Origin of the sequence: Campylobacter estrildidarum, assembly GCF_005406205.1 — a bacterium.
Classification (GTDB): Bacteria; Campylobacterota; Campylobacteria; order Campylobacterales; family Campylobacteraceae; genus Campylobacter_D; species Campylobacter_D estrildidarum.
In genome coordinates this window covers 1-24,629 of sequence record NZ_NXLZ01000009.1, presented here as the reverse complement: position 1 = coordinate 24,629, position 24,629 = coordinate 1, and the positions used below count along the sequence as shown (strand labels likewise).

Sequence of the window (24,629 nt, the reverse complement as noted above, 5' to 3'; positions counted from 1 at the left end):
TTTAAAATATTTTGTGAATTTTTGAAACAAATATCATAAAAAACTTGTAGATAACTATAAAATTTTAAATTATAAAGATAATTTTATGTAAATTTTGTTTAAATGTTTTCAAGTACAATTTAAAAAGGAATGCTTATGGAATATAGAATCGAACACGATACTATGGGAGAGATTAAGGTCCCAAATGATAAATATTGGGGTGCACAAACCGAGAGAAGTTTTGAAAATTTTAAAATCGGTTGTGAGAAAATGCCAAAGGTTTTAATTTATGCTTTTGCAAATCTCAAAAAGTCTTTAGCTTTGGTTAATAATAAACTTGGAAAACTTGATGATGCGAAAAAAAATGCTATAGTTCAAACTTGCGATGAGATTATTTCAGGTAAATTTGATGATAATTTTCCTCTTGCGATTTGGCAAACAGGATCAGGCACTCAAAGCAATATGAATATGAATGAAGTAATTGCAAATCGTGCCACTGAAATTATGGGTGGAGATTTTCGCAAAGAAAAACTCGTACATCCAAATGATCACGTAAATATGAGTCAAAGTTCTAATGATACTTTTCCAACGGCTATGAGTATAGTTGCGGTAGAACAAGTTGAAAAAAAACTTATCCCAGCCCTTAATGAACTGATTGCTACTTTTGAAAAAAAAGTGAAAGAATTTGAAGGTATTATCAAAATAGGACGCACTCACTTGCAAGATGCAACCCCACTTACTTTAGCACAAGAATTTAGTGGTTATCTTTCTATGCTTTTACATTCTAAAGAGCAAATCATCGCTTCTTTGCCAAGCTTAAGAGAATTAGCTATTGGTGGAACAGCTGTAGGAACAGGTCTTAATGCTCATCCAGAACTTAGTGAAAAAGTCAGTGAAGAATTGAGCAAACTTATAGGGACTAAATTTATTTCAAGCCCAAATAAATTTCATGCTTTAACAAGTCACGATGCGATTAATTTTACCCACGGAGCAATGAAAGGATTAGCGGCCAATTTAATGAAAATTGCAAACGATATAAGATGGTTAGCTTCAGGCCCAAGATGCGGTCTTGGAGAGCTTATTATCCCTGAAAATGAGCCAGGGAGTTCTATTATGCCAGGTAAGGTAAATCCTACTCAATGTGAAGCCATAACTATGGTTGCAGTTCAAGTTATGGGAAATGATGCTACGATTGGATTTGCAGCAAGTCAAGGAAATTTTGAGCTTAATGTATTTAAACCTGTGATTATCTATAATTTTTTACAAAGTCTAGATTTATTAGCTGATTCCATGCATTCATTTAATATTCATTGCGCTATAGGTATTAAGCCAAATAATGAAAAAATAGAATATAACTTACATAATTCTTTGATGCTAGTTACTGCTTTAAATCCGCATATAGGCTATGAAAATGCCGCAAAAGTAGCTAAAAATGCGCACAAAAAAGGAATCTCTTTAAAAGAAAGTGCTATGGAGCTTGGTTTGGTTAGTGAAGAAGATTTTAACCGCTTTGTCGATCCAACCAAGATGATAGGCCCAAAGGCTTGAATTTACCTAGCTTATAAGCTAGGTAAAAATCAGATCAATTTCTTCTCTTTTAAAATTATATACATTCTAATAGTAGAAATAAAGAAAGTTAAAATTGCAGGACCTAGAATAATACCCCAAAAACCAAAACTTGATATCCCAGCCATCATAGCCAAGAAAATCAAAAGTTCATTGATTTTTGTTGGTGTTTTAACGAGTTTTTTATTGATCCATTTTATAATTAAAGGTTTGATTAAAGTATCAGCGATAAAAGAAATAACAACTATAGAATAAATTAAAATTACCAGTGCTGAATTTAAACCATTAGATGCAAATTCATAAAGACTTACAGGTATATAAATCAAAGCTCCACCTACAGCAGGTATTAAAGAGCTAACTGCAAAAATAGCACCCATTAAAATTCCATCATATCCGTAAAATACAGTAATGATCCCAAAAAGCGTTCCTTGAAAAATTGCGATAATAACCATAGAATAAAGAACTACCGCCATTACATTTCCAACTTCTGATAAAACATCATTAAGTTCATTTTTATTTATAGGGATAATAGACTTTAAATAAATTACAAGTTCTGTTCCATAAAGGTTAGCAAAAAAATAAAAAACGCAAATTAAAACCATATCGATAAGAAATTTAGCTCCAGATTTAGTAAAACTCGAAGCATAGCTTAATGCTTGTTTGGAAATACTATTTAAATCAATTGAAACTAAAAATTCTTTGATTTTTGGTTCTAAGAAGTTGAGTCCTTCAGGTAGGGCAAATTGATAATTTTTAATATAATCAAGAGTATGAGAAATTATACTAATATCAAAATTTTTTAAAGTTTTAGCAAATTCTATCATGGTATAAAAAAACGGAGCAAAGAAAAGCAAAACCATGCAAGAGGTAGTAAGTATAGAAGCAAAAAATTTGTGTCCTTTAGTTAAATGTAGGAATTTTGCATTGATATTTGAAGTTGCAACAGCCATTAAACTCGCGATAATGATCACAAGCAAAAAGCTTTTAAAAAGATAAAGTAAAAGTGATAAAATCACCAAAATGAAACAAATTAGGAAAATTTTTCCGTTTTTCAATAATTACTCCTCAAATAAAGTTTTTTCATATTTTAAATTTAAAACATTATAACTTTTATGACTTGCTATGCGTCCTTTAGCAGTGCGTTCTATATAGCCATTTGCTAATAAATAAGGCTCTATAACATCTTCAATTGTATTTTCATCTTCGCTTAAAGCCGCTGCTATGCTTGCAAGCCCTATAGGTTTTTGTTTTGCTGCAGTTAAAAGTTCAAGGTATCTTAAGTCCATTGCATCAAAGCCCAATTCATTAACCCCTAAAGAATTTAAAGCCTCATTAGCTCTTTTTAGAGTGATATTTTTTTCATCATTTACATCTGCAAAATCTCTTACTCTTTTTAAAAGTCTAAGGGCAATTCTAGGAGTAGATCTTGATCTTTTTGCAATTTCAAGGGCTGCCTCTTCTTCACAGGTTTTATTGAGTTTTAAGGCAGCTTTTTGAAGTATGATTGCAAGTTCGCTATCTTTATAAAATTCAAGACGAAATTGCATACCAAAGCGATCCCTTAAAGGATTGCTTAACATACCCGCACGGGTTGTTGCACCTATAAGGGTAAATTTTGGCAAATCGATTTTTATAGTTTGTGCCGCAGGACCACTACCTATGATGATATCTAAGCGATAATCTTCCATTGCAGGATAAAGCACTTCTTCAATTGCAGGGCTTAGACGATGAATTTCATCGATAAACAAGACATCACCTTCGCTTAAATTCGTTAAAATAGCGGCTAAATCCCCGCTTTTTTCTATCATAGGTGCAGCTGTTGTTTTGATATTTGCTCCCATTTCATAAGAGATAATATTAGCTAAAGTTGTTTTTCCAAGTCCAGCTGGACCGCTAAAAAGAATATGATCTAAACATTCATTGCGTTTTTTTGCTGCAGCAATAAAAACATTTAAATTTTTTTTTATATTTTCTTGTCCTATATAACCATCAAAGCTTGAAGGACGTAAAGAATTTTCGTAACTTTCATCAAAAGAATATTTTTCTATTTCTACTATTCTATCCATAATTTTATTCTTATAATTTTTTAAAAATTAAAATAAGATTTTAGCTAAAATTTGCTAGAATTTACTTAAATTTTATGAAAATATGGTTTCAAAGATGGGGATTTTAACAAAATTAGAACTAGATTATGAAATTGATGATATAGAGAAGTTTTTGCAATTTTTTAGAACAATGTGCGATAGATTTGAACCTTTGATTATTAATCTTGGCAGTGATAGCATGCGTTATAAAGAAGCTGTAAAAGAACTTGAAACTTTAGTACATAATACCGCTTGGGCAGCAAGACGTCTAGGACTAGATGAAATAACTGATTTTTGTGTATTTTGTGAAGAGATGATGGCGCAAGCAAATCGTTTTGAAGGTCCAGCTAGTGAAGAATTTACAGATTGGATGCTTTTAGTGAGTGATCAGTTTGAGAAATATTGTCGTTCGTATGAAAATGATGATTCTGTTTTAGCTGTTTTTAATCCTTTAATTGTTAATGTTCCAAATATTATTTCTAAATAATGGGAGCGACTTGGCTTCGACAGGAGTAAGTCTGCTTAGATGGCATGTCGCTTTAGGCAAAGCGTAAAAAGCCTAAATAAAATTAAACGCAAACAACGTTAAATTTGCTCCTGCTTACGCTAAAGCTGCGTAAGTTCAGTTGAGCCTGAATTTTAAGTGATACTATCTAGCTTGAAATTTGGTCATCTTAAGATAGTGTAGTTTAAAACTTGACACATTTTAAGCGAATTTAAAGTCTTAGCTATATTTTTAAGTTTTGGAAGATGAGCGAAATATAGTGAAGCAGTCATCTTTGCTAAGCATGTAGAGATCTTTGTGGAGTTATTTTTGGACAGGGGTTCAATTCCCCTCGCTTCCACCATTAGTAGATTTCTTAAAATTTAAAAACCTTTCACAATACCTATTTTTAGAACTTCTTTTCATTATCAATTAATTTCTAATTATTGCAATTTTTTCTATTTTTTCTTATAATTCTGTAGCCATTTATGTAGCCAAAATAAAAATTAAAATACATAATTATTATATTTTAGGTATTTTCAAAAACAAATTCAATTCTTGTTAATCGCCATATTAATTTTCTTGAAATAGTTTAGATGCTAATTGTGCCGCTTTAGCTTGATCTGTATCCTTTTTTAAGGTTTGATATATCTTACTAATATAATCTTCTAAAGTTTGTTGAGAATCTATGGTTTTATCATTTTGTTCAACCTTGACATATTCTCCATCACTTTGTAATTCATAAGCTAAAGTGTTATCACTAAGTTGTAAGCGTAAAAATTGTGCTAATTTGGCTTTATTTTTTTCATCAAAAATTGGAGTCATAAGTTCTAGACGCCGTTCTAAATTTCTTGGCATCCAATCTGCACTTGATATAAAATAGTTTGGTTCGCTATGTTTAAAATAAAATACTCTAGCGTGTTCTAGGTATTTTCCTATAATACTTCTTACGCGTATATTTTTGCTGTATTCTTGATTAGGTTTTAGGCAACAAATTCCTCTTACAATAAGATCAATTTGAACTCCATTTAAACTTGCTTTGTAAAGAGCCTTAATGATGTCACTATCTACGAGAGAATTCATTTTTGCAATAATAACTCCTTCGCTCCCTTTACTTGTTTCTAAGTGTATCATTTCTAGAATTTTTTCTTTGATTTGATTTGGACTCATTGAAAGAGTTTTAAGACAACGATTTTTATTAAAGCCAGACAAGATATGAAAAAAGCTTGTTACATCTTGAGCAATTTCGATTTTATTGGTAAAATAACTTATATCTGTATATATTTTTGCACTGCTTGCATTGTAATTTCCTGTGCCTAAATGTATATAAAATTTAAGTTTTTCTCCTTGTTTGCGTATAACTTGTGATACTTTGGCATGAACTTTAAAACCTCTAATTCCGTAAATAACGTGAGCACCAGCGTTTTCTAAAGCTTTTGCCCAGTGCAAGTTATTTTCTTCATCAAAACGTGCTTTTAATTCCACCATTACCGTAACTTGCTTTCCTTCGCTTGCCGCATCGATTAAGGCTTGGACGATGTTTGAATTTTTTTCTACTCTATAAAGGGTCATTCTTATAGAAATCACTTCAGGATCTTGACTGGCTTCTTTTATGAATTTATATACAGGATCAAAACTTTCATAAGGTTGAATGATTACAATATCTTCTTTATCTATAGCATCAAAGGTAGATAAATTTTCTTCAAAAGGCGGTAAAGTTTTTGGCGTATAAAGCGGATTTAAAAGATGAGTAAAGGTTTTATTTCCTACAATTTGCCAAAGTCTAGGAAGATTAAGCAAAATAGAATATTCATAAACATCTTTATGAAAAATTTTCATATGAGTGCTAAGAAATTCTACAATTTGTTCATCCGCATCTTTTTGAATTTGGAGTCTAACAAAAGCTCCTTTTCTTCTAAGTTTTAAACCTTGTTCTAATATCATCATAAAATCATCCGCCTCTTCTTCTTCAATAACAATATCCGCATTTCTTGTGACTCTAAAGGCAGCAGAAGCTAGAAGTTTATAACCAGGAAAAATTTCTTCGATATGTTGATGGACTATACTTTCTATAGGAACATAAATATTAGAAACCACTTCATAAAAACGAGGCAGTACTCTTGAAATTCTAACCATTCCAAATTTTATAAGTTCAGGGTGATTTTTATCGCAAATTTTAACCGCTAGAGAAAAAGATAAATTATTTAAATGCGGAAATGGGTGAGTTGCATCTACTGCTATAGGAACGATCACAGGAAATATATTTGAGAAGAAATACTCATCGCATTTTTGTTTTAAATTTTCATCTAAATTTTCATATTGTTTAATAAATAAATTTTCTTTTTCAAGTTCTTGTATAATTTCTCCAAGATAACATTCTAAAAGTTGTTTTTCTTCGTGTAAATATTTACGTATAGCTTTTAATTGTTCTAAAGGACTCATTTCATCGCTACTGCTTGCATTTACACCAGCTGAAAATAGCTGTTTTAATCCCGCTACGCGTATCATATAAAATTCATCTAAATTAGTACAATATATCGCGATAAATTTAAGACGTTCTAATAAAGGCATGGGTTTTGTGCATTGATTTAATACGCGTGAATTGAATCGTAGCCAAGAAAGCTCTCGATTTAAAAACATATCAGGACTTGTTTGCATCAAAATTCCTTTTTTCTTTCAATTTTAACATTTATTAGAAAACCAATGATTTTTTATTGATAATTAAGAGTTATTTTTTAATTTTTATAAAAATTATTAATTAAAAGATTAAATATATCCTTAAATATATTTTAACAATATTTATGTTAGAGTATTATAAGATTTTATTTTCTGAAATAAAGAAAATAGTGTTTTCCAAGGAGAGCTGATTTGAAGAAATTTTCAAACCTTTTTAATATTTTTCTTATTTTGCTTTTTGTATTTTTTGCTGTTGGATTTTATACTTTTTATAATGCAAAAGGTACATCTTATTTAAGCAATACAAGCGAATCTTGTAATAATTGTCATATTATGAATGAGGTTTATAATGAATATATGGCAGGACCGCATTCTCAAAAGACTAAAGGTGAGCCAAGAGCAACTTGCGTAGATTGTCATTTGCCACATAGTTTTTTGGCTAAATGGATTGCTAAAGCTGAGAGTGGTTTAGGTCACGCCTATGCTTTTACTTTCAAACTTGATGAACTTCCTACGAATTTAAGTGCAACAAAAAAGAGCAAAGAGATGATACAAGAAAATTGTATTCGTTGTCATGCAGATTTTGTGCAAACAGCGATAAATGCTACCACCAATCCCCACACAGATAAATCTTTAAAATGTGCTTCTTGCCATAAAGATGTGGGTCATAAACATGGAATTTAATAAGGAGATAATATAATGAAAAAAATTTTTTTGCGTTTAGGTATTGTTGCTCTTGTTTTTCTCATAGCTGGAGTTTTATGGCTTAATAATGATATTAACCAAAAAAAGAAAGATGAAGCGAATAAAAATACTATTTCTGCAAGTACCGATCTTTCTTTATTAAGCGATGATGATCCTAATTATGAAAGATGGGGTAAGGTTTTTCCAGAGCAACTTGATATGTATTTAAAAGTTGAAAAAGAAAAACCACAACCAACAGAATTTGGTGGAAATTTAGCTTATTCAAAACTTATTCGTTTTCCGCAATTAACTATACTTTGGGCAGGATATCCTTTTAGTATTGACGCAAATGAAGAAAGAGGTCATTTTTGGGTTCAAATTGATCAAATGAAAACAGCAAGAAACAATAAAGATTTTCTTAATGCTCATGGATTTAAAGCTTTCAAAGGACAACCTACAGCTTGTATGAATTGTCATAGCGGTTGGACTCCTTGGCTTATTAAAAATGTTGCTAAGGGAGATTTTGTAGCGTTTAATTCTACTAATTATTGGACGATGATGAAAAATATTCCTGCTGCTAATGGTATAGTAGAAAATTCACCAGAACATGCTGGAGCACACGGTGGTAAAAGAATGGGAGTTACTTGTGCAGATTGTCATAATCCAAATGATATGAGCTTAAGACTTACTCGAGAGGCTGCTATTAATGCTTTAGTGGCTAGAGGTTATGAAAAAGATCCTGTGCAAGGTGTGAAAGCTACTAGAGAAGAAATGAGAACTTTGGTTTGCTCTCAATGTCACGTAGAATACTATTTTAAACCAACTGGAGAAAAGGTTAAGGTGATGGGAGAAACTATTGCTGATGATACTTCTAAAAAATGGTGGGATGGTACTCAAAAAACTTATGATGAGTATGAATTTTGGAGAGATGGCAATAAAGCTAAAGAGATAGAAACTAATGGTATTGTCTTAACTTTTCCTTGGGATGAGTGGAAAAAAGGGCAACCATTTAGAATTGAAATGCTTGATAAATACTATGATAAAGTTCGCACAATTTTTGGTTCAGATTTTACACATAAACTTACAGGTGCTCCAATTATTAAAATTCAGCATCCAGAAAGTGAGCTTTATAGCGGTGGTGTACACGCTTTAAATGGTGTGAGTTGTACCGATTGTCATATGCCTTATATTAGAGAGGGTGCTAAGAAAATTTCTCAACACAATATAACTTCTCCTTTAAGAGATATTAATTCAGCTTGTAAGTCTTGTCATAAACAAAGTGAAGACGAGTTAAGAGCACAAGTTAAAGATATTCAAAATGTCGTAGCTTCAGAACAAAGAACAGCTGAATATGCTTTAGTAAGTTTTATAATGGATACTAAAAAATTGCGTGAGAAATTAGGAACTATGGAACAATTCCAAATCGATAATAAGGCAGATAAAGCTAAAATCAATGCAGAATTAAAAGATGTATTAGAACTTCATAGAAAGTCTCAAATGAGAGTCGATTTTGTTAATGCTGAAAATTCAACAGGTTTTCATAATCCACGCGAAGCTTCTAGAATTATTTTTCAAGCTCTAGATATGGCAAGAATGGGACAAGCTAAGCTTTTAGAAATTGCTAATGCAAACGGAATTAAAGATTTTAAAATTTCACATTTAGGCTTTGAAGATATTCAAAAATTAAATCCAGGTGAGCTTTATTACAAAGTAGATGTTAATGGATATAAGGCAGGTGAGCGTTATTATGCCGATGAAAAAGAGGTTAATGGAAACCCTCCAAAAGAACTTTTAGAAGAAGATAAAAATCTTTCTCCTTACAATTATGAATTTATAGATAAAAAATAATAAAATTTTAATGTGGAATTTTTATTTCACATTAACTTCACATTACTTTTCTATGATATTTTATGAAAAATATCATAGGAGAAAAAATGCCTAGCAAAAACAAATTATTTAGACAAATTCATATTTATTTGAGTTTATTTTTCTTACCTTGTGCTTTGATATTTGCTATAACAGGAATTGCTTATATTTTTGGTTTTAATCAAGATATTGGATTAAAAGAACAAAGTTATAAATTGATAAAGCATATAGAAGAAGGAAAAGAAAAAGAAGCTTTGATAGAATATCTTATAGAAAACAATTTAACAATTCCTTCAAATATTAATACCATCAAGAATAAGCATAAGGGTATAAGCATAGGTGGAATTCATTATAGTGCAAGTATTGCACAAACTTCTAAAGACGAATATACAATTACTCTTAAAACTAGATCTTTATTAGGCGATATGATTATGCTCCATAAAAATAAAGGTTTATGGTATTTTTCAGTACTTAGCGTGGGTTTTGGAATTGTTTTGTTTTTGCTTTATATTTCTGGACTTACAATCACTTTATTTGCTAACAAAAAAGATAGAAAAAAACAATTTTTAGTTCTTTTTTTAGGATTTTTTATCACAATAATTCTAGCTTGTCTTAGCCTTTAGATTTTAAGCTAGGTATTATTTAAAATACTATATAATCATACTTTTATTTTTAAGGACAGATGGGTGAGTGGCTGAAACCACACCCCTGCTAAGGGTGCAGATCTTAACGGGTCTCGAGGGTTCAAATCCCTCTCTGTCCGCCACTTTTTTAATAAGAAATTAAAAATCCAGTAGAAATTCTTTGTAATTTTCTATTATAATCAATTAAACTTTCTCCATATCCATTAAAGTATTGTAAATACCAATAAATTCCATTATTAAAAATGTCATATCCTGCATCAACTTGAATAGCACCTTTATTGCGGCGGAGATTAAGATTGTTTCTTAGCATGATATTAGCAAAATAATCTTTGCCTAAATATCCTAAATTCAAATCAAAATTTCCAAGATAATGCGTGATATCAGGATTATCATCATCTTTTCTTTCTTCAGGAATTCTATACCAAATTCGTGGAACGATTAAAAATCGTTTATATAAAATTGCTGTAGAAGCATAAATTCTATTCCATGATCTAGATTCTAAATTTTCATCCCCTTTTCCGTTACTTTCGTGTAAAAATCCTAGGCGAAGATTATTAAAAAATTGATAGTCTTTCAGAAAAAGAGGAAAATCGACAAAAAATTCAGGTTGATAGTTTGTTTCTCTAAAAGGAGAAGAGTGTTTATAATTTTGCCACCAAGAAGTTTGAGTATAGCCTATATAATATTTTTCATTAAGTCCGAATAAATTTTCAAATAATCTTTTTTTAATGCTAAGTTGAAATTTCATTTCTGTTTTACGGTTGTCATTACGAATCGAATTAAAGCTATAGGCAAAAGGTAGAAAATAGTTCATTTTATAAGCACTAATACCTAAAGGATTAAAATCAGTATCTTCTCCAAGATAGTTGGCTAAGGTAAGTTGAGAAAAATTTTCCTTTTTATTTTTCAAAGAGTCTAAATTTTCTTTAGTGTTTGCGTTTTGATTTAAATTAGCTTGTAAATTCTTGTTAATTGGAGAAGGAGAATTATTTTGATATTTTAAAGCTATTTTTTTATAAATTTGCATAGCTTTTTTATAATCACCTTTTTTTTCAAATTCTAAAGCTTCTTTGAAATTTTCAGCTATGACTATATTGCAAATTAATAAAAATAAGATAATTTTTTTCATTTTAACTCTCTTTTAAATTTTTCATATTCCTCGTAAAAATTTAAATTTAAAAAGGCATTTTCATTTTCAAATTTTACAAATTTAGTTTTAACCTTAGAAAATAAAAATCCTATTTTTTGTTCATTTTTTTTAAAAAATTCTTTACAAGTATTTGCTAAAGAGCTGTGATAAAATCCGCATAAAGGATGCTTATAGGAAGGAGTTTGAGCTACAACGATTTTATAATTCTCATTTATAAAAGCAAACATCTTTAAAATTTCATTTTCGCTTATATTTGGACTATCTACACTTAAAATAAAGACAAATTCATTTTTAAAAAAGGAAAGTATGGAATAAAGAGCGAGCATAGGAGAGTATATTTGAAATTCCGAAACATCTTTAATTATCGTAAATTTTTGATCAAATTTATCTTCTTTAGTGCTTACATAAACATTTTTAAACCATTGGGACATTTTTCTAACTTGAAATTCAATCAAAGTTTCATTTTTGATCTTTAATTTACTTTTATCTTGCCCCATACGACTTGATTTTCCACCACATAAAATCACACAATTAAGTTCATCAAGTCTCAAATTATTTCCTTTTTTTTATAACTCTACCATAAATTCGCTAAAATGTTTTATAATTTTTATTATGAAATATACAGAACTTTTACAATTGAGAGATTTTTTTAAAAGTTTTAAAAAAATCGATTTTATAAAACGTATTAATGATAATGTTTTAGAGCTTAGTCTTGAGAGACAAAAATTTATTTTTGATTTAAGTCGTGGCAATAGTGCAATTTATACCGCAGATTTAAGTGTAAAAACCTATAATGCACCCTTTGATTTTATGCTTAAAAAATATTTTAATCATGCTTTGATTAAAGATGTGAAAGTATTAGAAAATAATCGAATTTTATGTTTTCATACCCTTACTCATAAATCTTATAAAAGTTATGAAAATAAGATTTATTTTGAATTTACAGGCAAAAATACCAATGCTATCGTTACTGATGAAAAAGAAATGATTATAGAGGCTTTAAGACATATTGATAAAAGCTACCGTATAGTAAAACCAAATGTTATTTTAGAGCTTTTAAAACCCTATAAAATGGATGATAAGTATGAAAAAATCGTAGATTTTAATCTTTATTTTAGTGAAAAATTTAAATCGATCAATGAAAGTAAAATCAACCAAATCAAAGTTTCAAAGATAGCTCAAATGGATAAAAAAATTGCGAATTTAAACGAGTTATTGTCGGGTTTAGAAAAGGAAGATTTTTTGTTTGAAAAAGCCTTAGAATATAGAAAAAAAGCTGATATATTGTTTGCAAATTTGAGTTGTTTAAAAGAGTATGAAAGAGAGTTTGAGCTTAAGGATTTTGAAGATAAAAAAATTCACTTTAAACTCGAGTTTAGCCCTAAAGAAAGTGCTAATTTATTTTATAAAAATGCTAAAAAATTAGAACAAAGAGCTAGAAATTTAAATATACAAAGAGATAATTTGCAAGAAAAATTAGATTTTTCTTTGAATTTAAAAAATTTGCTTATGCAAGCAAAAGATGAATTTGAGCTTGAAATTTTATTGCCTAAAAAAAGCAGTAAGAAAAATAATGAAAACAAGGAAAACGATAATATTGCAAATTTTTATTTTTATGATTTTAAGATTTGCGTGGGTAAAAATGAAAAAGGCAATGAATTATTATTAAAAAATGCAAAAAAGGATGATATATGGTTACACATAAAAGATATTCCAAGTTCGCATGTGATTATTGTTTCAAACAAGAGAAAAATTAGCGAAGATGTGATAGAATTTGCAGCAAAGCTTTGTGTGAGTTTTTCAAAATTAAAGAAAGGTTCATATTGGGTCGATTATACTTTAAGAAATTTTGTTAAAATCCAACAAAAGGCATTTGTTAATTATACAAATTTCAAAAGTATTAATATTACAAAGGATTGATTATGCCAGTTAGCCCTATAGGAAATATGAATTTTGTTAATCAAAATATGGCTTATCCAGCAGCTCAAGCAAGTAACGAACTTGCTAAAGAAGGTTTTTCAGCAACTTTAAATATGGCAGCGGCCAAAGAGCAAGAAAAAGTTTTAGATAAGCTTGAAAAGGTCAATGAAACTCATGATATTAAAGAAGAAATTAAAGAAAAGGCAGAACAAGAGGAAAAAAAGAAAAAACATAAGCAAGAAGCAAAACAAACAGAAGATGAGGATGATGAGGAAGCTTTAGATGAAGAGCCGAATTTTAAGGACGCACAAAGTATCCATCGTATCGATATAAGTATATAAAGGAAAAATATGTTTAATTTAACTAGAATAGTTTGGGGTTTATTAATGGCCGCAGCAGTGGTTATTATAGCTTTGATTGATCAATTTTTTATCAATTTCATTATTTTTGCAATTTTATTATTTTTAGCTTTTTATGAAGCAAAAAAGCTTTTTAGTTTAGAAAATGCAAGTATTATACCTTTAATCCTTGCATTTATTTTAGGAACTATGGTCTTTAAACCTTTATTTTTAGGAATTTTGGTCGCTCTTCTAGTACTTGGATATCAAGTGTATAAAAAATCAAACTTAAAGGTTGTTTTGATTTATTTATATCCTAGTTTGCCCATTTTAGCACTTTGGCAAGTGTATTTAGATCGCGGAATGTTTGCTTTGTTTTGGTTGATTTTGATTGTTGCAAGTTGTGATAGTGCAGCATATTTTATAGGAAAATTGATAGGAAAAACTCCTTTTTCACCTACAAGCCCTAATAAAACTTTAGAAGGCGTGATCGGTGGGCTTGTTTTTGCCACTTTTTTTGGAACTTTAATAGGAGTTTTTGTTTATGGTTTCTGGCTTTCTTTGCTTTGTTCTTTTTGTGCGGCTTTTATGGCTGTTATAGGGGATTTATTAGAAAGCTATTTTAAAAGAGAAGCAGGAGTGAAAGATAGCGGGGATCTTATCCCAGGCCACGGTGGCATACTCGATAGAATCGATGCTGTGATTATTGCTGCTTTTGCAATGGTTGCCTTTTTATGATTGTTTTTGGAAGTACAGGAAGTATAGGAGTAAATGCTCTTAAACTTGCTGCTTTAAAAAATATCAACATTTCAGCACTTGCTTGTGGAGAAAATATTGCTCTTTTAAACGAACAAATACAGATTTTTAAACCTAAATTTGTCGCTATAAAAAATGCTAAAGATAAACATTTAGTAAAGCATGATAAGGTTTTTATAGGACAGGCGGGTTTAGAAAAGATTTTAGAGAGTTGTGAAGATAATTTTTTGCTCAATGCTATTGTAGGATTTGCGGGATTAAAAAGCACATTAAAAGCAAAAGAATTAGGAAAAAAAATTGCTTTAGCAAATAAAGAAAGTTTAGTTGTTGCAGGAAATTTTTTAAAAGGAGCCGAGTTTATACCTGTAGATAGCGAACATTCGGCCTTAAAATTTTTACTTGAAGGTAAAAAAGATATTAAAAAACTTTATATTACAGCAAGTGGTGGAGCTTTTCGCAAAAGTAAAATTAAAGATTTGCAAAATGTTACCCCTAAAGATGCTTTAAAACATCCTAATTGGACTATGGGAACTAAAATCACTATAGACAGTGCAACTATGGTAAATAAGCTTTTTGAAATAATGGAAGCGTATCATTTATATGATTTTAAAAATATCGATGCTTTAATAGAGCCAAAATCCATTGTTCATGCGATGTGCGAATTTAAAAATGGTGCTACTACAGCATATTTTTCCAAGGCCGATATGAAACTTGCTATTTCAGAGGCTATTTTTTCAACACACGAAACAAAAATTTTAGATTCGATTGATTTTGTTAAACTTTCTAGTTTAAAATTTTACAAAATAAGTTTAAGAAAATATCCTGTTTTTAAGCTCAAAGAAGCTCTTTTAGCAGAGCCTAATTTAGGCGTTATTATCAATGCGGCTAATGAAATAGGAGTAGAGAATTTTTTAAACCACAAATGTGGATTTTTGGATATTTCAAGTTCTATTTTTAAAGCACTTGATCATTTTGGAGTTCCTAAAATTTCAAGTATTGAAGAAGTTTTTGAATATGATTATAAAACAAGAGAATATTTAAAAGGTGTTCGATGAAATTTTTTTTAATGATATTATTTTTATACACAAGTGTTTTTGCGCTTGAATTTAGTGTCGGAGAAAATGGAAAAAGTTTAGATGATAATAACACAGTTTTGATTTTTGGTGGAATTCAAGGCGATGAACCAGGAGGATTTCACGCGGCAAGTTTGCTTTTGAGTGATTATAATATTACAAAAGGTAAAATCATCGTTGCACCTAATCTCGCTTTTGATAGCATTATAAAACGTTCACGTGGGAATAATGGAGATTTAAATCGTAAATTTGCGAGTATTAGTCCAAAAGATCCCGATTATAGAACGATTCAGCGTATAAAAGAGCTTGTTTTGCTACCTGAAGTGAGTATGGTGATCAATCTTCACGATGGTTGGGGTTTTTATAAACCTACCTATATTGATGCTATGCAAAATCCTAAAAGATGGGGGAATTCTAGCGTCATTGATACAAGTGAAATCAATGCAAGCAAGTATCCTGATCTTGAAAATATCGCTACACAAACTGTCAATAGTGTCAATACATCTTTAGCCGATCCAAAACACGCTTATCATCTTAAAAATACCAAAACACAAGAATTAGGTGATACTGAAATGCTTAAAGCCCTTACTTATTTTGTAATCTCGCACAATAAAGCCGCTTTTGCCAATGAAGCAAGTAAAAACTTACCTGTAAATTTAAGAGCTTATTATCATCTTTTAGCAATTGAAAATTACTTAAAAACTGCAGGTATAGAATTTAAAAGAGATTTTAAACTTACACCTCAAGGAGTTAATGAAGCGATCAATCGCGAAATTGAAGTTAAGCTTTTTGATGATAGAATGCTACTTTCTTTAAAGAATCCAAGAAAAAGCATTAAATACGTGCCTTTTCCAGTTAATAAAGAGCTAAATTATAATGTAAGCAATGAGCTTACAGCTGTAATTGCTGATGGTTCTTCTTTTTTTATACAATATGGTAATCGTTTTCAAACAAGGCTTTATCCTGAATATTTAGAATTTAGTAATCCTTTTGATGAGGTAACTATAAAGGCAGATCAAAAGGAATTTGTAACAAAATTTGGAACTAAGATCAAAGTGAAGGAAAATTTTTTCATACCTAGGATTAGAGGAGTGCGTGTAAATATTATAGGTTTTGATCATGGTAAAGATGAAAGCGATATTCTTGTGCATAAAAAAGATATGCAAGCTGCATATTCTTTAGATATGGCAGGTAAAATTTATCGTGTAGAATTCTATGAGCTAAGAGGAGCAAATTTGCAGCAACTTTTAGAAAATACATCTGATTCTAAACTTATAAAAAAAGCAAAGATTTTAGATCCAAGTATTTTAAGAACGGCAAGAGCTAAAGATAAATTTATCGGTTCTATTTTAGTGGAATTTGAATGAAAAATTTAATTCTAGCTATAGAGAGTTCTTGTGATGATAGCTCTATTGCGATTATCGATAAAAATAATTTAAAATGTGTATTTTATAAAAAAATTTCTCAAGAGCTTGAACATAGTATTTATGGAGGTGTTGTGCCAGAACTTGCCGCTCGTCTTCATAGCGCAGCATTACCAAGTATTTTAGAGCAATGCAAGTCTTATTTTAACGAGCTTTGTGCCATAGCTGTAACAAATGAACCAGGGTTAAGCGTGTCTTTACTTGGAGGCATTACTATGGCTAAAACTTTAGCGGCGAGTTTGAACTTGCCACTTATAGCTATTAATCATCTTAAAGGGCACATTTATAGTCTTTTTTTGGAAGAAAAGATTATTTTCGATATAGGAATTTTGCTTGTAAGTGGTGGGCATACTATGGTGCTTTACATCAATAATGAAAAAGAAATTCAAATTTTAGCAAAAACAAATGATGATAGTTTTGGAGAGAGTTTTGATAAGGTGGCTAAAATGATGGGTTTGGGTTATCCAGGTGGAGTGATCATAGAAAATTTAGCTAAAAAAGCTAAAAACAAAAATATCAAATTTAGTATTCCTTTAAAACATTCTAAAGAGCTAGCTTATAGTTTTTCAGGACTTAAAAATGCGGTGCGTTTAGAAATTTTAAAGCATAAAAATTTGGATGAGAATATAAAAGCAGAAATCGCTTATGGCTTTGAAGAAGCTGCTTGTGGGCATATCATGGATAAATTAGAGAAAATTTTTAAGCAATATTCTTTTAAAGAATTTGGAGTTGTCGGAGGTGCAAGTGCAAATTTAAATTTGCGTTCGCGTTTACAAAATTTATGTGAAAAATACAATGCCAAATTAAAACTAGCTCCTTTAAAATACTGCTCCGATAATGCTTTGATGATAGCAAGAGCTGCAGTAGATGCTTATGAAAGATCCGAATTTGTAAGTATAGATGAAGAAATTCTTAGTCCAAAAAATAAAAATTTTGCAAGGATATAATCAATGAAAAAAGCCTTTACTATTTTAGAACTTGTTTTTGTGATTATCATTCTGGGAATTTTAGCAGCTATTGCTTTGCCAAAATTAAGCTCAAGCAAAGATGAAGCAGAGCTTAGCAAGTCTTTAAGCAATTTAAAAACTTTAATCAACGATATAAGTATTTATGCTTTAAAAAATGATGCGTTAAATACTATTAATTTAATGAGTAATGTAAATGGGGTTGAAAATGTTGATCTAAGCAATTTTAATGGAATGAAAGAAGTAAATTTTAAAGTGGGCGATGATAAAGAATGCTTAAAGCTTATATTTATCAATAAGGCAGATTTTATTTTAATGGGAATTTCAAGCAATGAAGCAAGCAAAAAAGCTATAGAAAATATAGCTAATGGTTCTAATATTGACTTAGAAAATGTAGATTTTACTAGCACTTCTAAAAATAAAGCCTGTATTGCTTTAAGCAAAAGTGAAGTTTTTAAAAATTTAGCTTCAAAAACTTATACTTTAATAGGAGTTTATAATGTTAGTCAATCAAACCTATGAAATTGATTCTTGCGATGATGTAGAACTTAGTATAAAAAGAGAATCTAAGCTTGAGTTTAAGCTTTGGTTTGATGATGAAAAAAGTCCTAAAGCTTTGGTTTTTATCGTTCCAGGATTAGGAGGAGATTCTGATGAAAACTATCGCGGACATTTAGCTGAAATTGTCGCAAAAGATTTTAATGTTGCTGTAGTGAGTGTGAATTATCATTGTATAGGAAATCGTCCACAAACTAGTTCCACCTTTTATCTAGATGAAATTGATAAGCTTATACTAGATGTAACTTGCCAAACTGCGGACATAAAACTTCCTTATGATGTGAAGCAAATTCAAAATTATGATCAAATGAATGAAGTTTTTAAATTTATCAATCAAGCTTTGATAGAAGGAAAAAAAGAGGGTAGATTTAGACTAGATTATTTTTTAAATTTGCACGTGAGTTTGCAACCCGCAAAAAATGAATATCAAAATTTTGGTATTATGCAAGCTCAAGATCTTTTAAATACTGCCCTTTATTTAAAGAAAAATGCTCCTTTTGATACTATGGGGGGGGGTATTCCTGTGATTATGATAGGTAGTTCCCACGGAGGATATTTGGCTCATTTAGCTACTAAAATAGCACCTTGGCTTGTGGAAGGAGTTATAGATAATTCTAGTTATGCTAAATTTCTTTGGCGATTGGTTGGATTTGGCAAAGAAATAGATTTTATGCAATATGCGGAATTTTCAACCTTTGATTTTTTTCAGCATATTAAAGTTTACTGTTCTACAAAAACCTTTTGGACAAATAACTCAAAATCGCCACATTATTTTTCTCCAGCAAGAAGAAGGATAAGAAATATTTTAGATTTAGAACATCTAAAAATTCAGTCTTCTTTTTCAAAACCTTGTTATATAAGCTATCATTCTATGTATGATAAACAAATTTCTCCACCAAATGAAAAAATAGAACTTTATGATTTTTTTAAAAATAATGATTTTGATGCAAAACTTTACATGATCAAAGATGAAAATCAAGTAGATGGAAAATTTATTAAAAGTTTAGAACACGGTATGGGAATGTCCATAAAAACTCTAATTAAAAAAGAACTCCCTCCTATGCTTGAAAAGATAAAAAATAATCCTAAAAAGATTGCAAGAAAAAAAACCATAGAGTATCCTTGTGAAGATTTGCTTTATAAATTTAGCCAAAGAAATGATAGAATACATTTAGAAATTAAAAATATAGGTACAAAATGACTCATTTGGAAAAAAATATCCAAGCTTTAGCAAGTGGTACAAATGAACCCTTAGCTAAAAAGCTTGTGGAATTTTTACAAAATTCAAAATGCACTCGTTTTTATTTAGATGAAAATCTAAATATTTTTGATCAAAAAAATCAAGTTTTTATGTATAACTATGTGGAACAAGAAATTGCTTATTTTCAAAATGCTATTTTAGAAAAAACTTTAAGATATCCTTTTGTTTGTATCTATGGTATAGGCAATGCTTTACTGATTAAAAATTTAGTCTCATTTTATAAACATATTTTTGTTTTTGAGAGTGAAATTGAACTTTTTATTTTAGCCTTAAGTGTAGCGGATCTTAGTGAAGAATTAAGCAGTGGTAAGGTTTATCTCATCGATACTTTTGAAGAAAAAATCAATATCCAATTAAGTATATTATTTGATCAAAAGGATATGTTTGAGTATTTAAATCTTTATGAAATGTTTATGAGTAATGCATTTTATGAAAAATATTTTATGGATGAAATGAACCGTATAGATGGTATTGTCTATGATAATATCAATCTTGTAATTAGAAATTTAGAACCTGATTGTAAAATTTCTTTAATTTGTTATGAAAATTTTATAAATAATATACCATTAATGATAAAAGGTATTCCTTTTCAAAGAATAATCAGCGAAAGAAAAGCCAAATTTGAAAATTGTATAGTAGTTTGCGCTGGACCTAGTCTTGAAAAACAAATTGCACTTTTAAAAAAATACCAAGAAAATTTTGTTATTTTTTGTGTTGATGGAGCTTTTTCTTTGCTTTATAAAAATGATATTATTCCTGATTATGTATTAAATTTAGACTATACAGAACTTCCGTTAAAATTTTTTGAAAATATTCAAATAGAAAAATTGAAATCAACCTTATTTCTTTTAGCTATAGGAACAAACCAAAAAGTAGTTCTTGATATTGTAGATAAAGATGTTTATTTTTCTTTGGTTTTAAGCGATCATCGGTTTTTAAAACAATTCAGTATAAAGGATTTTGGTTATTTGGATGTAGGAACACATGTTGGTCATATGTGTTATACTTTAGCCATAGCTTTAGAATTTAAAAATATTGTTATCATAGGGCAAGATTTAGCTTATAATCAAGAAGGAAACTCTCATTTTAAAGATTTTGCCTTAGGAAAAAATATAGATACAACTTTAAAAATTCCAAATTTTGAAACTTTAGCTTATGGCGGAAAAGGCAAAGTGCTCACACATTTAGCTTGGAATGATTATAGAAAAAAAATAGAATATCTTTTTTTGCATAATCCGCAAGTAAATTTTTACAATTCTACAGAAGGAGGAGCAAGAATAGCTTTTGCAAAGGAACTTAGTTTTGAGGAATGCTGTATTCGCTTTGCGCAGCAAAAGAAACAGGTTTTAGATATTCCAAAGCCTTTAACTCAAAACCGAAGTGATAAAGTTCTAAATAAGGTTTTGCAAAGATTCAATAGTGATTTAAAACAAATCCATCAAGTCTTAGAAGACGCCAAAGCTTTACATAATGCTTTAGAAACGATTTTATCAAGTGAGAAAAACTTACCTTTGGAATTTTTAGCTAATGTTTATAAAAATATAGAAAATTTTGATTTCTTGCTTGAACAAATCCCGCTCATTGACGATGGAGTTTTACGAGGGGTTCTTTTTGCAAGGGGTAATTTGCTTAGTGAAGTGATCGCAAAAAAAACAAACGATGAACAAGAATATTTACTTTTATTTTTTAAAGCTTATAGAGAATGGCTTAATTTATTTATTGAAAAATTTTCAAAGCGAGAAGCTATTTTAAGTGCTCTTGTTTGATTATTATCCTTCATCAAAAATACAAAATTTCAAAAAAATTCAATTAAAACTATAAAGATTTTTTTTAAGCGAACGATATAGTGTTTAACAAGTTCATGGATGAGCTTGAATTTTATTTAAAAGGATTTAAAATGGGATTTCGTATTAACACAAACGTTGCAGCACTTAATGCTAAAGCAAACTCTGATCTAAACTCTAAAAGCTTAGATGCGTCTTTAAATAGACTTAGTTCAGGTCTTAGAATCAACTCAGCAGCAGATGATGCTTCAGGGATGGCTATCGCGGATTCACTTCGCTCTCAGTCTAATACTTTAGGTCAAGCTATATCTAACGGTAATGATGCTTTAGGTATCTTACAAACTGCGGATAAAGCAATGGATGAGCAACTTAAGATCTTAGATACTATCAAAACTAAAGCGACTCAAGCAGCTCAAGATGGTCAAAGTTTAAAAACAAGAACTATGCTTCAAGCAGATATCAACCGCTTAATGGAAGAACTTGACAACATTGCAAATACGACTTCATTTAATGGTAAACAACTTTTAAGTGGTAATTTTACCAATCAAGAATTTCAAATCGGTTCAAGCTCAAACCAAACTGTAAAAGCAAGTATAGGAGCTACTCAGTCTTCAAAAATCGGTGTAACGAGATTTGAAACAGGTTCTCAAAGCCATTCTTCAGGCGTTGTAGGACTTACAATTAAAAATTACAATGGTGTTGAAGATTTCAAATTTCAAGATGTAGTGATTTCAACTTCTGTTGGAACTGGACTTGGAGCTTTAGCAGAAGAGATCAATAAAAGTTCTGATCAAACTGGAGTTCGTGCAACTTTTGATGTAAGAACTACAGGAGCCTATGCAATTAAAGCTGGAAATACATCTGAAGATTTCACTATTAATGGTGTAGTTATTGGTAAAATTGATTATAAAGATGGTGATGAAAATGGTTCTTTAGTTTCTGCGATTAACGCTGTAAAAGATACTACAGGTGTAGAAGCTTCTAAAGATGCTAATGGTAAATTAGTTCTTACTTCAAGAGATGGTAGAGGGATTAAAATCACTGGTGAAATTGGTGCTGGTGCTGGTATCTTAAATAAAGAAAACTATGGAAGATTATCTTTAGTTAAAAATGATGGTAGAGATATTGCTATTGATGGAACAGGTCTTAGTGCTATAGGTATGGGCAAGACCGATATGATTTCTCAAACTTCGGTTTCTTTAAGAGAGTCCAAAGGACAAATCGATGCAAATACTGCAGATGCTATGGGCTTTAATGCTTACCAAGGTGGTGGAAAACAAGTTGTAGTAGGATATGGCGGTGTTAAATCTTACATGGAAGCCAACGGTTTCTCTGCTGGTTCAGGATATTCTGTAAATAGTGGTAAAAATATGTCAGCGGCTTTAGAAGGATCTGTTGTTTTTATGAGTGAGGTAACTTCAAAAGCAGCAAATGCGGCTTCAGTTTATACTATCTCTACTGGTTCAGGTTTCTCTGCTGGTTCGGGAAATTCTCAATTTGCACCTTTAAAAACTTCAGCAGGTAATGCAGTGGGCACTACAAAAGAAACTTCAGGTGTTACTACACTTAAAGGTGCTATGGCAGTAATGGATATCGCTGAAACAGCAATTGCAAATCTTGACCAAATTAGAGCGGATATCGGTTCAGTTCAAAACCAAATCACATCAACTATTAATAACATCACTGTAACTCAAGTAAATGTGAAATCAGCTGAATCACAAATCAGAGATGTAGACTTTGCAAGTGAAAGTGCAAACTACTCTAAAGCAAACATCTTAGCTCAAAGTGGATCTTATGCAATGGCCCAAGCTAATGCTAGCGGACAAAATGTATTAAGATTGCTACAATAGTTTTTACAAATCCAATCTAAGTCTAGTATATCTAGGCTTAGATTTCTTCTTTTTTTATAATCAAAAATATTTATCTTTAAAAATTAAAAGTTGGAACACTTCTTGCTTATATCCTTTTGATGCAATATTTTGAAAGGATTTAAAATGGGTTTTAGAATAAACACCAACATTGGTGCGTTGAACGCACATGCAAATTCAGTTGTTAATGCTAACGAACTTGATAAGTCTTTAAGCAGACTTAGTTCAGGTCTTAGAATTAACTCAGCAGCAGATGATGCTTCAGGGATGGCTATCGCAGATTCTTTGCGTTCACAAGCAGCAACTTTAGGTCAAGCGATCAACAATGGTAATGATGCAATTGGTATCTTACAAACTGCAGATAAAGCAATGGATGAGCAACTTAAGATCTTAGATACTATTAAAACTAAGGCAACTCAAGCAGCTCAAGATGGTCAAAGTTTAAAAACAAGAACTATGCTTCAAGCAGACATCAACCGCTTGATGGAAGAACTTGACAATATCGCTAATACAACAGCTTTTAATGGTAAACAACTTTTAAGCGGTAATTTTACCAATCAAGAATTTCAAATCGGTTCAAGCTCAAACCAAACTATTAAAGCAAGTATAGGACCTACTCAGTCTTCAAAAATCGGTGTAACAAGATTTGAAACAGGTTCTCAAAGTCATAGCCAAGGCGTAGCAAGTCTTGTGATTAAAAATTATAATGGAGTTGAGGATTTTAAATTTCAAAGTGTAGTGATTTCAACTTCTGTTGGAACTGGACTTGGAGCTTTAGCAGAAGAGATCAATAGAAGTTCTGATCAAACTGGAGTTCGTGCAACTTTTGATGTAAGAACTACAGGAGCCTATGAGATTAAGGCTGGAACTACATCTGAAGATTTTGCTATCAATGGTGTGATTATTGGTAAAGTTTCTTATAAAGATGGTGATGAAAATGGTCAATTGATTGCTGCTATCAATTCAGTTAAAGATACTACAGGTATTGAAGCTTCTAGAGATGCTAATGGTAAATTAGTTCTTACTTCAAGAGATGGTAGAGGGATTAAAATCACTGGTGAAATTGGCGCTGGTGCTGGTATTTTAGCAAATCAAAAAGAAAACTATGGAAGATTATCTTTAGTTAAAAATGATGGTAGAGATATTAATATCAGCGGGACAGGTCTTAGTGCTATAGGTATGGGCAAGACCGATATGATTTCTCAAACTTCGGTTTCTTTAAGAGAGTCCAAAGGACAAATCGATGCAAATACTGCAGATGCTATGGGCTTTAATGCTTACCAAGGTGGTGGAAAACAAGTTGTAGTAGGATATGGCGGTGTTAAATCTTACATGGAAGCCAACGGTTTCTCTGCTGGTTCAGGATATTCTGTAAATAGTGGTAAAAATATGTCAGCGGCTTTAGAAGGATCTGTTGTTTTTATGAGTGAGGTAACTTCAAAAGCAGCAAATGCGGCTTCAGTTTATACTATCTCTACTGGTTCAGGTTTCTCTGCTGGTTCGGGAAATTCTCAATTTGCACCTTTAAAAACTTCAGCAGGTAATGCAG

21 protein-coding genes, 1 tRNA gene and 1 other RNA gene are annotated in these 24,629 nt (G+C 30.5%); 18 read left to right on the top strand and 5 right to left on the bottom strand.

The window, feature by feature from the left end; genetic code table 11:
- Nucleotides 1–135 precede the first annotated feature (135 nt).
- A complete protein-coding gene (gene fumC, locus CQA69_RS05740) occupies nucleotides 136–1,527 on the top strand; it encodes a class II fumarate hydratase (RefSeq protein ID WP_137620844.1) in 1,392 nt (463 codons plus the stop codon).
- A 29-nt stretch (nucleotides 1,528–1,556) separates the two neighbouring features.
- On the opposite strand, the gene CQA69_RS05735 is transcribed toward fumC, so the two are convergent.
- A complete protein-coding gene (locus CQA69_RS05735) occupies nucleotides 1,557–2,600 on the bottom strand; it encodes an AI-2E family transporter (RefSeq protein WP_137620843.1) in 1,044 nt (347 codons plus the stop codon).
- A gap of 3 nt (nucleotides 2,601–2,603) precedes the next feature.
- Nucleotides 2,604–3,611 (bottom strand): Holliday junction branch migration DNA helicase RuvB, encoded by a 1,008-nt coding sequence (gene ruvB / locus CQA69_RS05730; protein WP_137620842.1) that lies wholly within the window; start codon nucleotides 3,609–3,611, stop codon nucleotides 2,604–2,606.
- A 94-nt stretch (nucleotides 3,612–3,705) separates the two neighbouring features.
- Here ruvB and CQA69_RS05725 point away from each other — a divergent pair, with 94 nt between their 5' ends.
- The gene (locus CQA69_RS05725) at nucleotides 3,706–4,116 is read left to right on the top strand and encodes a histidine phosphotransferase (protein ID WP_137620841.1); all 411 of its coding nucleotides are present in this window, start codon (nucleotides 3,706–3,708) and stop codon (nucleotides 4,114–4,116) included.
- Between the two features lies 1 nt (nucleotide 4,117).
- Nucleotides 4,118–4,477, top strand: a transfer-messenger RNA (tmRNA) gene (gene ssrA, locus CQA69_RS05720).
- A 209-nt stretch (nucleotides 4,478–4,686) separates the two neighbouring features.
- Here ssrA and CQA69_RS05715 read toward each other — a convergent pair.
- Complete coding sequence (locus tag CQA69_RS05715) at nucleotides 4,687–6,771, bottom strand: RNA degradosome polyphosphate kinase (RefSeq protein WP_137620840.1); 2,085 nt, start codon at nucleotides 6,769–6,771, stop codon at nucleotides 4,687–4,689.
- 210 nt (nucleotides 6,772–6,981) lie between these two features.
- Here CQA69_RS05715 and nrfH point away from each other — a divergent pair, with 210 nt between their 5' ends.
- The 4 genes from nrfH to CQA69_RS05695 all read left to right on the top strand — a co-directional run bounded on the left by nrfH (nucleotide 6,982) and on the right by CQA69_RS05695 (nucleotide 10,105).
- Nucleotides 6,982–7,473, top strand: coding sequence for a cytochrome c nitrite reductase small subunit (gene nrfH, locus CQA69_RS05710; RefSeq protein ID WP_137620839.1), 492 nt, complete (start codon nucleotides 6,982–6,984; stop codon nucleotides 7,471–7,473).
- Between the two features lie 15 nt (nucleotides 7,474–7,488).
- The gene (locus CQA69_RS05705) at nucleotides 7,489–9,321 is read left to right on the top strand and encodes an ammonia-forming cytochrome c nitrite reductase subunit c552 (RefSeq protein ID WP_137620838.1); all 1,833 of its coding nucleotides are present in this window, start codon (nucleotides 7,489–7,491) and stop codon (nucleotides 9,319–9,321) included.
- A gap of 86 nt (nucleotides 9,322–9,407) precedes the next feature.
- Complete coding sequence (locus CQA69_RS05700) at nucleotides 9,408–9,962, top strand: hypothetical protein (protein WP_137620837.1); 555 nt, start codon at nucleotides 9,408–9,410, stop codon at nucleotides 9,960–9,962.
- A 53-nt stretch (nucleotides 9,963–10,015) separates the two neighbouring features.
- Nucleotides 10,016–10,105 (top strand) — tRNA-Ser (locus CQA69_RS05695).
- 5 nt (nucleotides 10,106–10,110) lie between these two features.
- Here the strand turns inward: CQA69_RS05695 and CQA69_RS05690 are convergent.
- The gene (locus CQA69_RS05690) at nucleotides 10,111–11,112 is read right to left on the bottom strand and encodes a phospholipase A (RefSeq protein ID WP_137620836.1); all 1,002 of its coding nucleotides are present in this window, start codon (nucleotides 11,110–11,112) and stop codon (nucleotides 10,111–10,113) included.
- Nucleotides 11,109–11,684, bottom strand: coding sequence for a molybdenum cofactor guanylyltransferase (locus CQA69_RS05685; protein WP_137620835.1), 576 nt, complete (start codon nucleotides 11,682–11,684; stop codon nucleotides 11,109–11,111). Before CQA69_RS05685 ends, CQA69_RS05690 begins: the two co-directional genes overlap by 4 nt.
- A gap of 61 nt (nucleotides 11,685–11,745) precedes the next feature.
- On the opposite strand from CQA69_RS05685, the gene CQA69_RS05680 reads away from it, so the two are divergent.
- From CQA69_RS05680 to CQA69_RS05630, 11 genes are all read left to right on the top strand, one after another.
- On the top strand, nucleotides 11,746–13,053 hold the full coding sequence (locus CQA69_RS05680) for an NFACT RNA binding domain-containing protein (RefSeq protein ID WP_137620834.1): 1,308 nt from the start codon (nucleotides 11,746–11,748) through the stop codon (nucleotides 13,051–13,053).
- Between the two features lie 2 nt (nucleotides 13,054–13,055).
- Entirely contained in the window at nucleotides 13,056–13,394 is a 339-nt protein-coding gene (locus CQA69_RS05675; protein WP_137620833.1) for a hypothetical protein, read from the top strand.
- 9 nt (nucleotides 13,395–13,403) lie between these two features.
- Nucleotides 13,404–14,129 (top strand): phosphatidate cytidylyltransferase, encoded by a 726-nt coding sequence (locus tag CQA69_RS05670; RefSeq protein WP_137620832.1) that lies wholly within the window; start codon nucleotides 13,404–13,406, stop codon nucleotides 14,127–14,129.
- Nucleotides 14,126–15,202 carry a 1-deoxy-D-xylulose-5-phosphate reductoisomerase gene (dxr, locus tag CQA69_RS05665; protein ID WP_137620831.1) on the top strand — a complete coding sequence of 359 codons (1,077 nt, stop codon included), beginning with the start codon at nucleotides 14,126–14,128 and terminating at the stop codon, nucleotides 15,200–15,202. Before CQA69_RS05670 ends, dxr begins: the two co-directional genes overlap by 4 nt.
- Entirely contained in the window at nucleotides 15,199–16,587 is a 1,389-nt protein-coding gene (pgp1, locus tag CQA69_RS05660; protein WP_137620830.1) for a peptidoglycan D,L-carboxypeptidase Pgp1, read from the top strand. The genes dxr and pgp1 overlap by 4 nt, the downstream gene beginning before the upstream one ends.
- The gene (gene tsaD / locus CQA69_RS05655) at nucleotides 16,584–17,591 is read left to right on the top strand and encodes a tRNA (adenosine(37)-N6)-threonylcarbamoyltransferase complex transferase subunit TsaD (RefSeq protein WP_137620829.1); all 1,008 of its coding nucleotides are present in this window, start codon (nucleotides 16,584–16,586) and stop codon (nucleotides 17,589–17,591) included. Before pgp1 ends, tsaD begins: the two co-directional genes overlap by 4 nt.
- Nucleotides 17,592–17,594: 3 nt before the next feature.
- Complete coding sequence (locus tag CQA69_RS05650; protein WP_137620828.1) at nucleotides 17,595–18,131, top strand: prepilin-type N-terminal cleavage/methylation domain-containing protein; 537 nt, start codon at nucleotides 17,595–17,597, stop codon at nucleotides 18,129–18,131.
- Entirely contained in the window at nucleotides 18,109–19,368 is a 1,260-nt protein-coding gene (locus tag CQA69_RS05645; protein ID WP_137620827.1) for a DUF2920 family protein, read from the top strand. Before CQA69_RS05650 ends, CQA69_RS05645 begins: the two co-directional genes overlap by 23 nt.
- Nucleotides 19,365–21,194 carry a motility associated factor glycosyltransferase family protein gene (locus tag CQA69_RS05640; RefSeq protein WP_137620826.1) on the top strand — a complete coding sequence of 610 codons (1,830 nt, stop codon included), beginning with the start codon at nucleotides 19,365–19,367 and terminating at the stop codon, nucleotides 21,192–21,194. The genes CQA69_RS05645 and CQA69_RS05640 overlap by 4 nt, the downstream gene beginning before the upstream one ends.
- 131 nt (nucleotides 21,195–21,325) lie before the next feature.
- Nucleotides 21,326–23,062: a flagellin A gene (locus CQA69_RS05635; protein WP_137620825.1), complete on the top strand. Its 1,737-nt coding sequence runs from the start codon at nucleotides 21,326–21,328 to the stop codon at nucleotides 23,060–23,062.
- A 144-nt stretch (nucleotides 23,063–23,206) separates the two neighbouring features.
- A partial coding sequence (locus tag CQA69_RS05630; protein ID WP_137620824.1) for a flagellin occupies nucleotides 23,207–24,629 on the top strand: 1,423 nt, incomplete at its 3' end.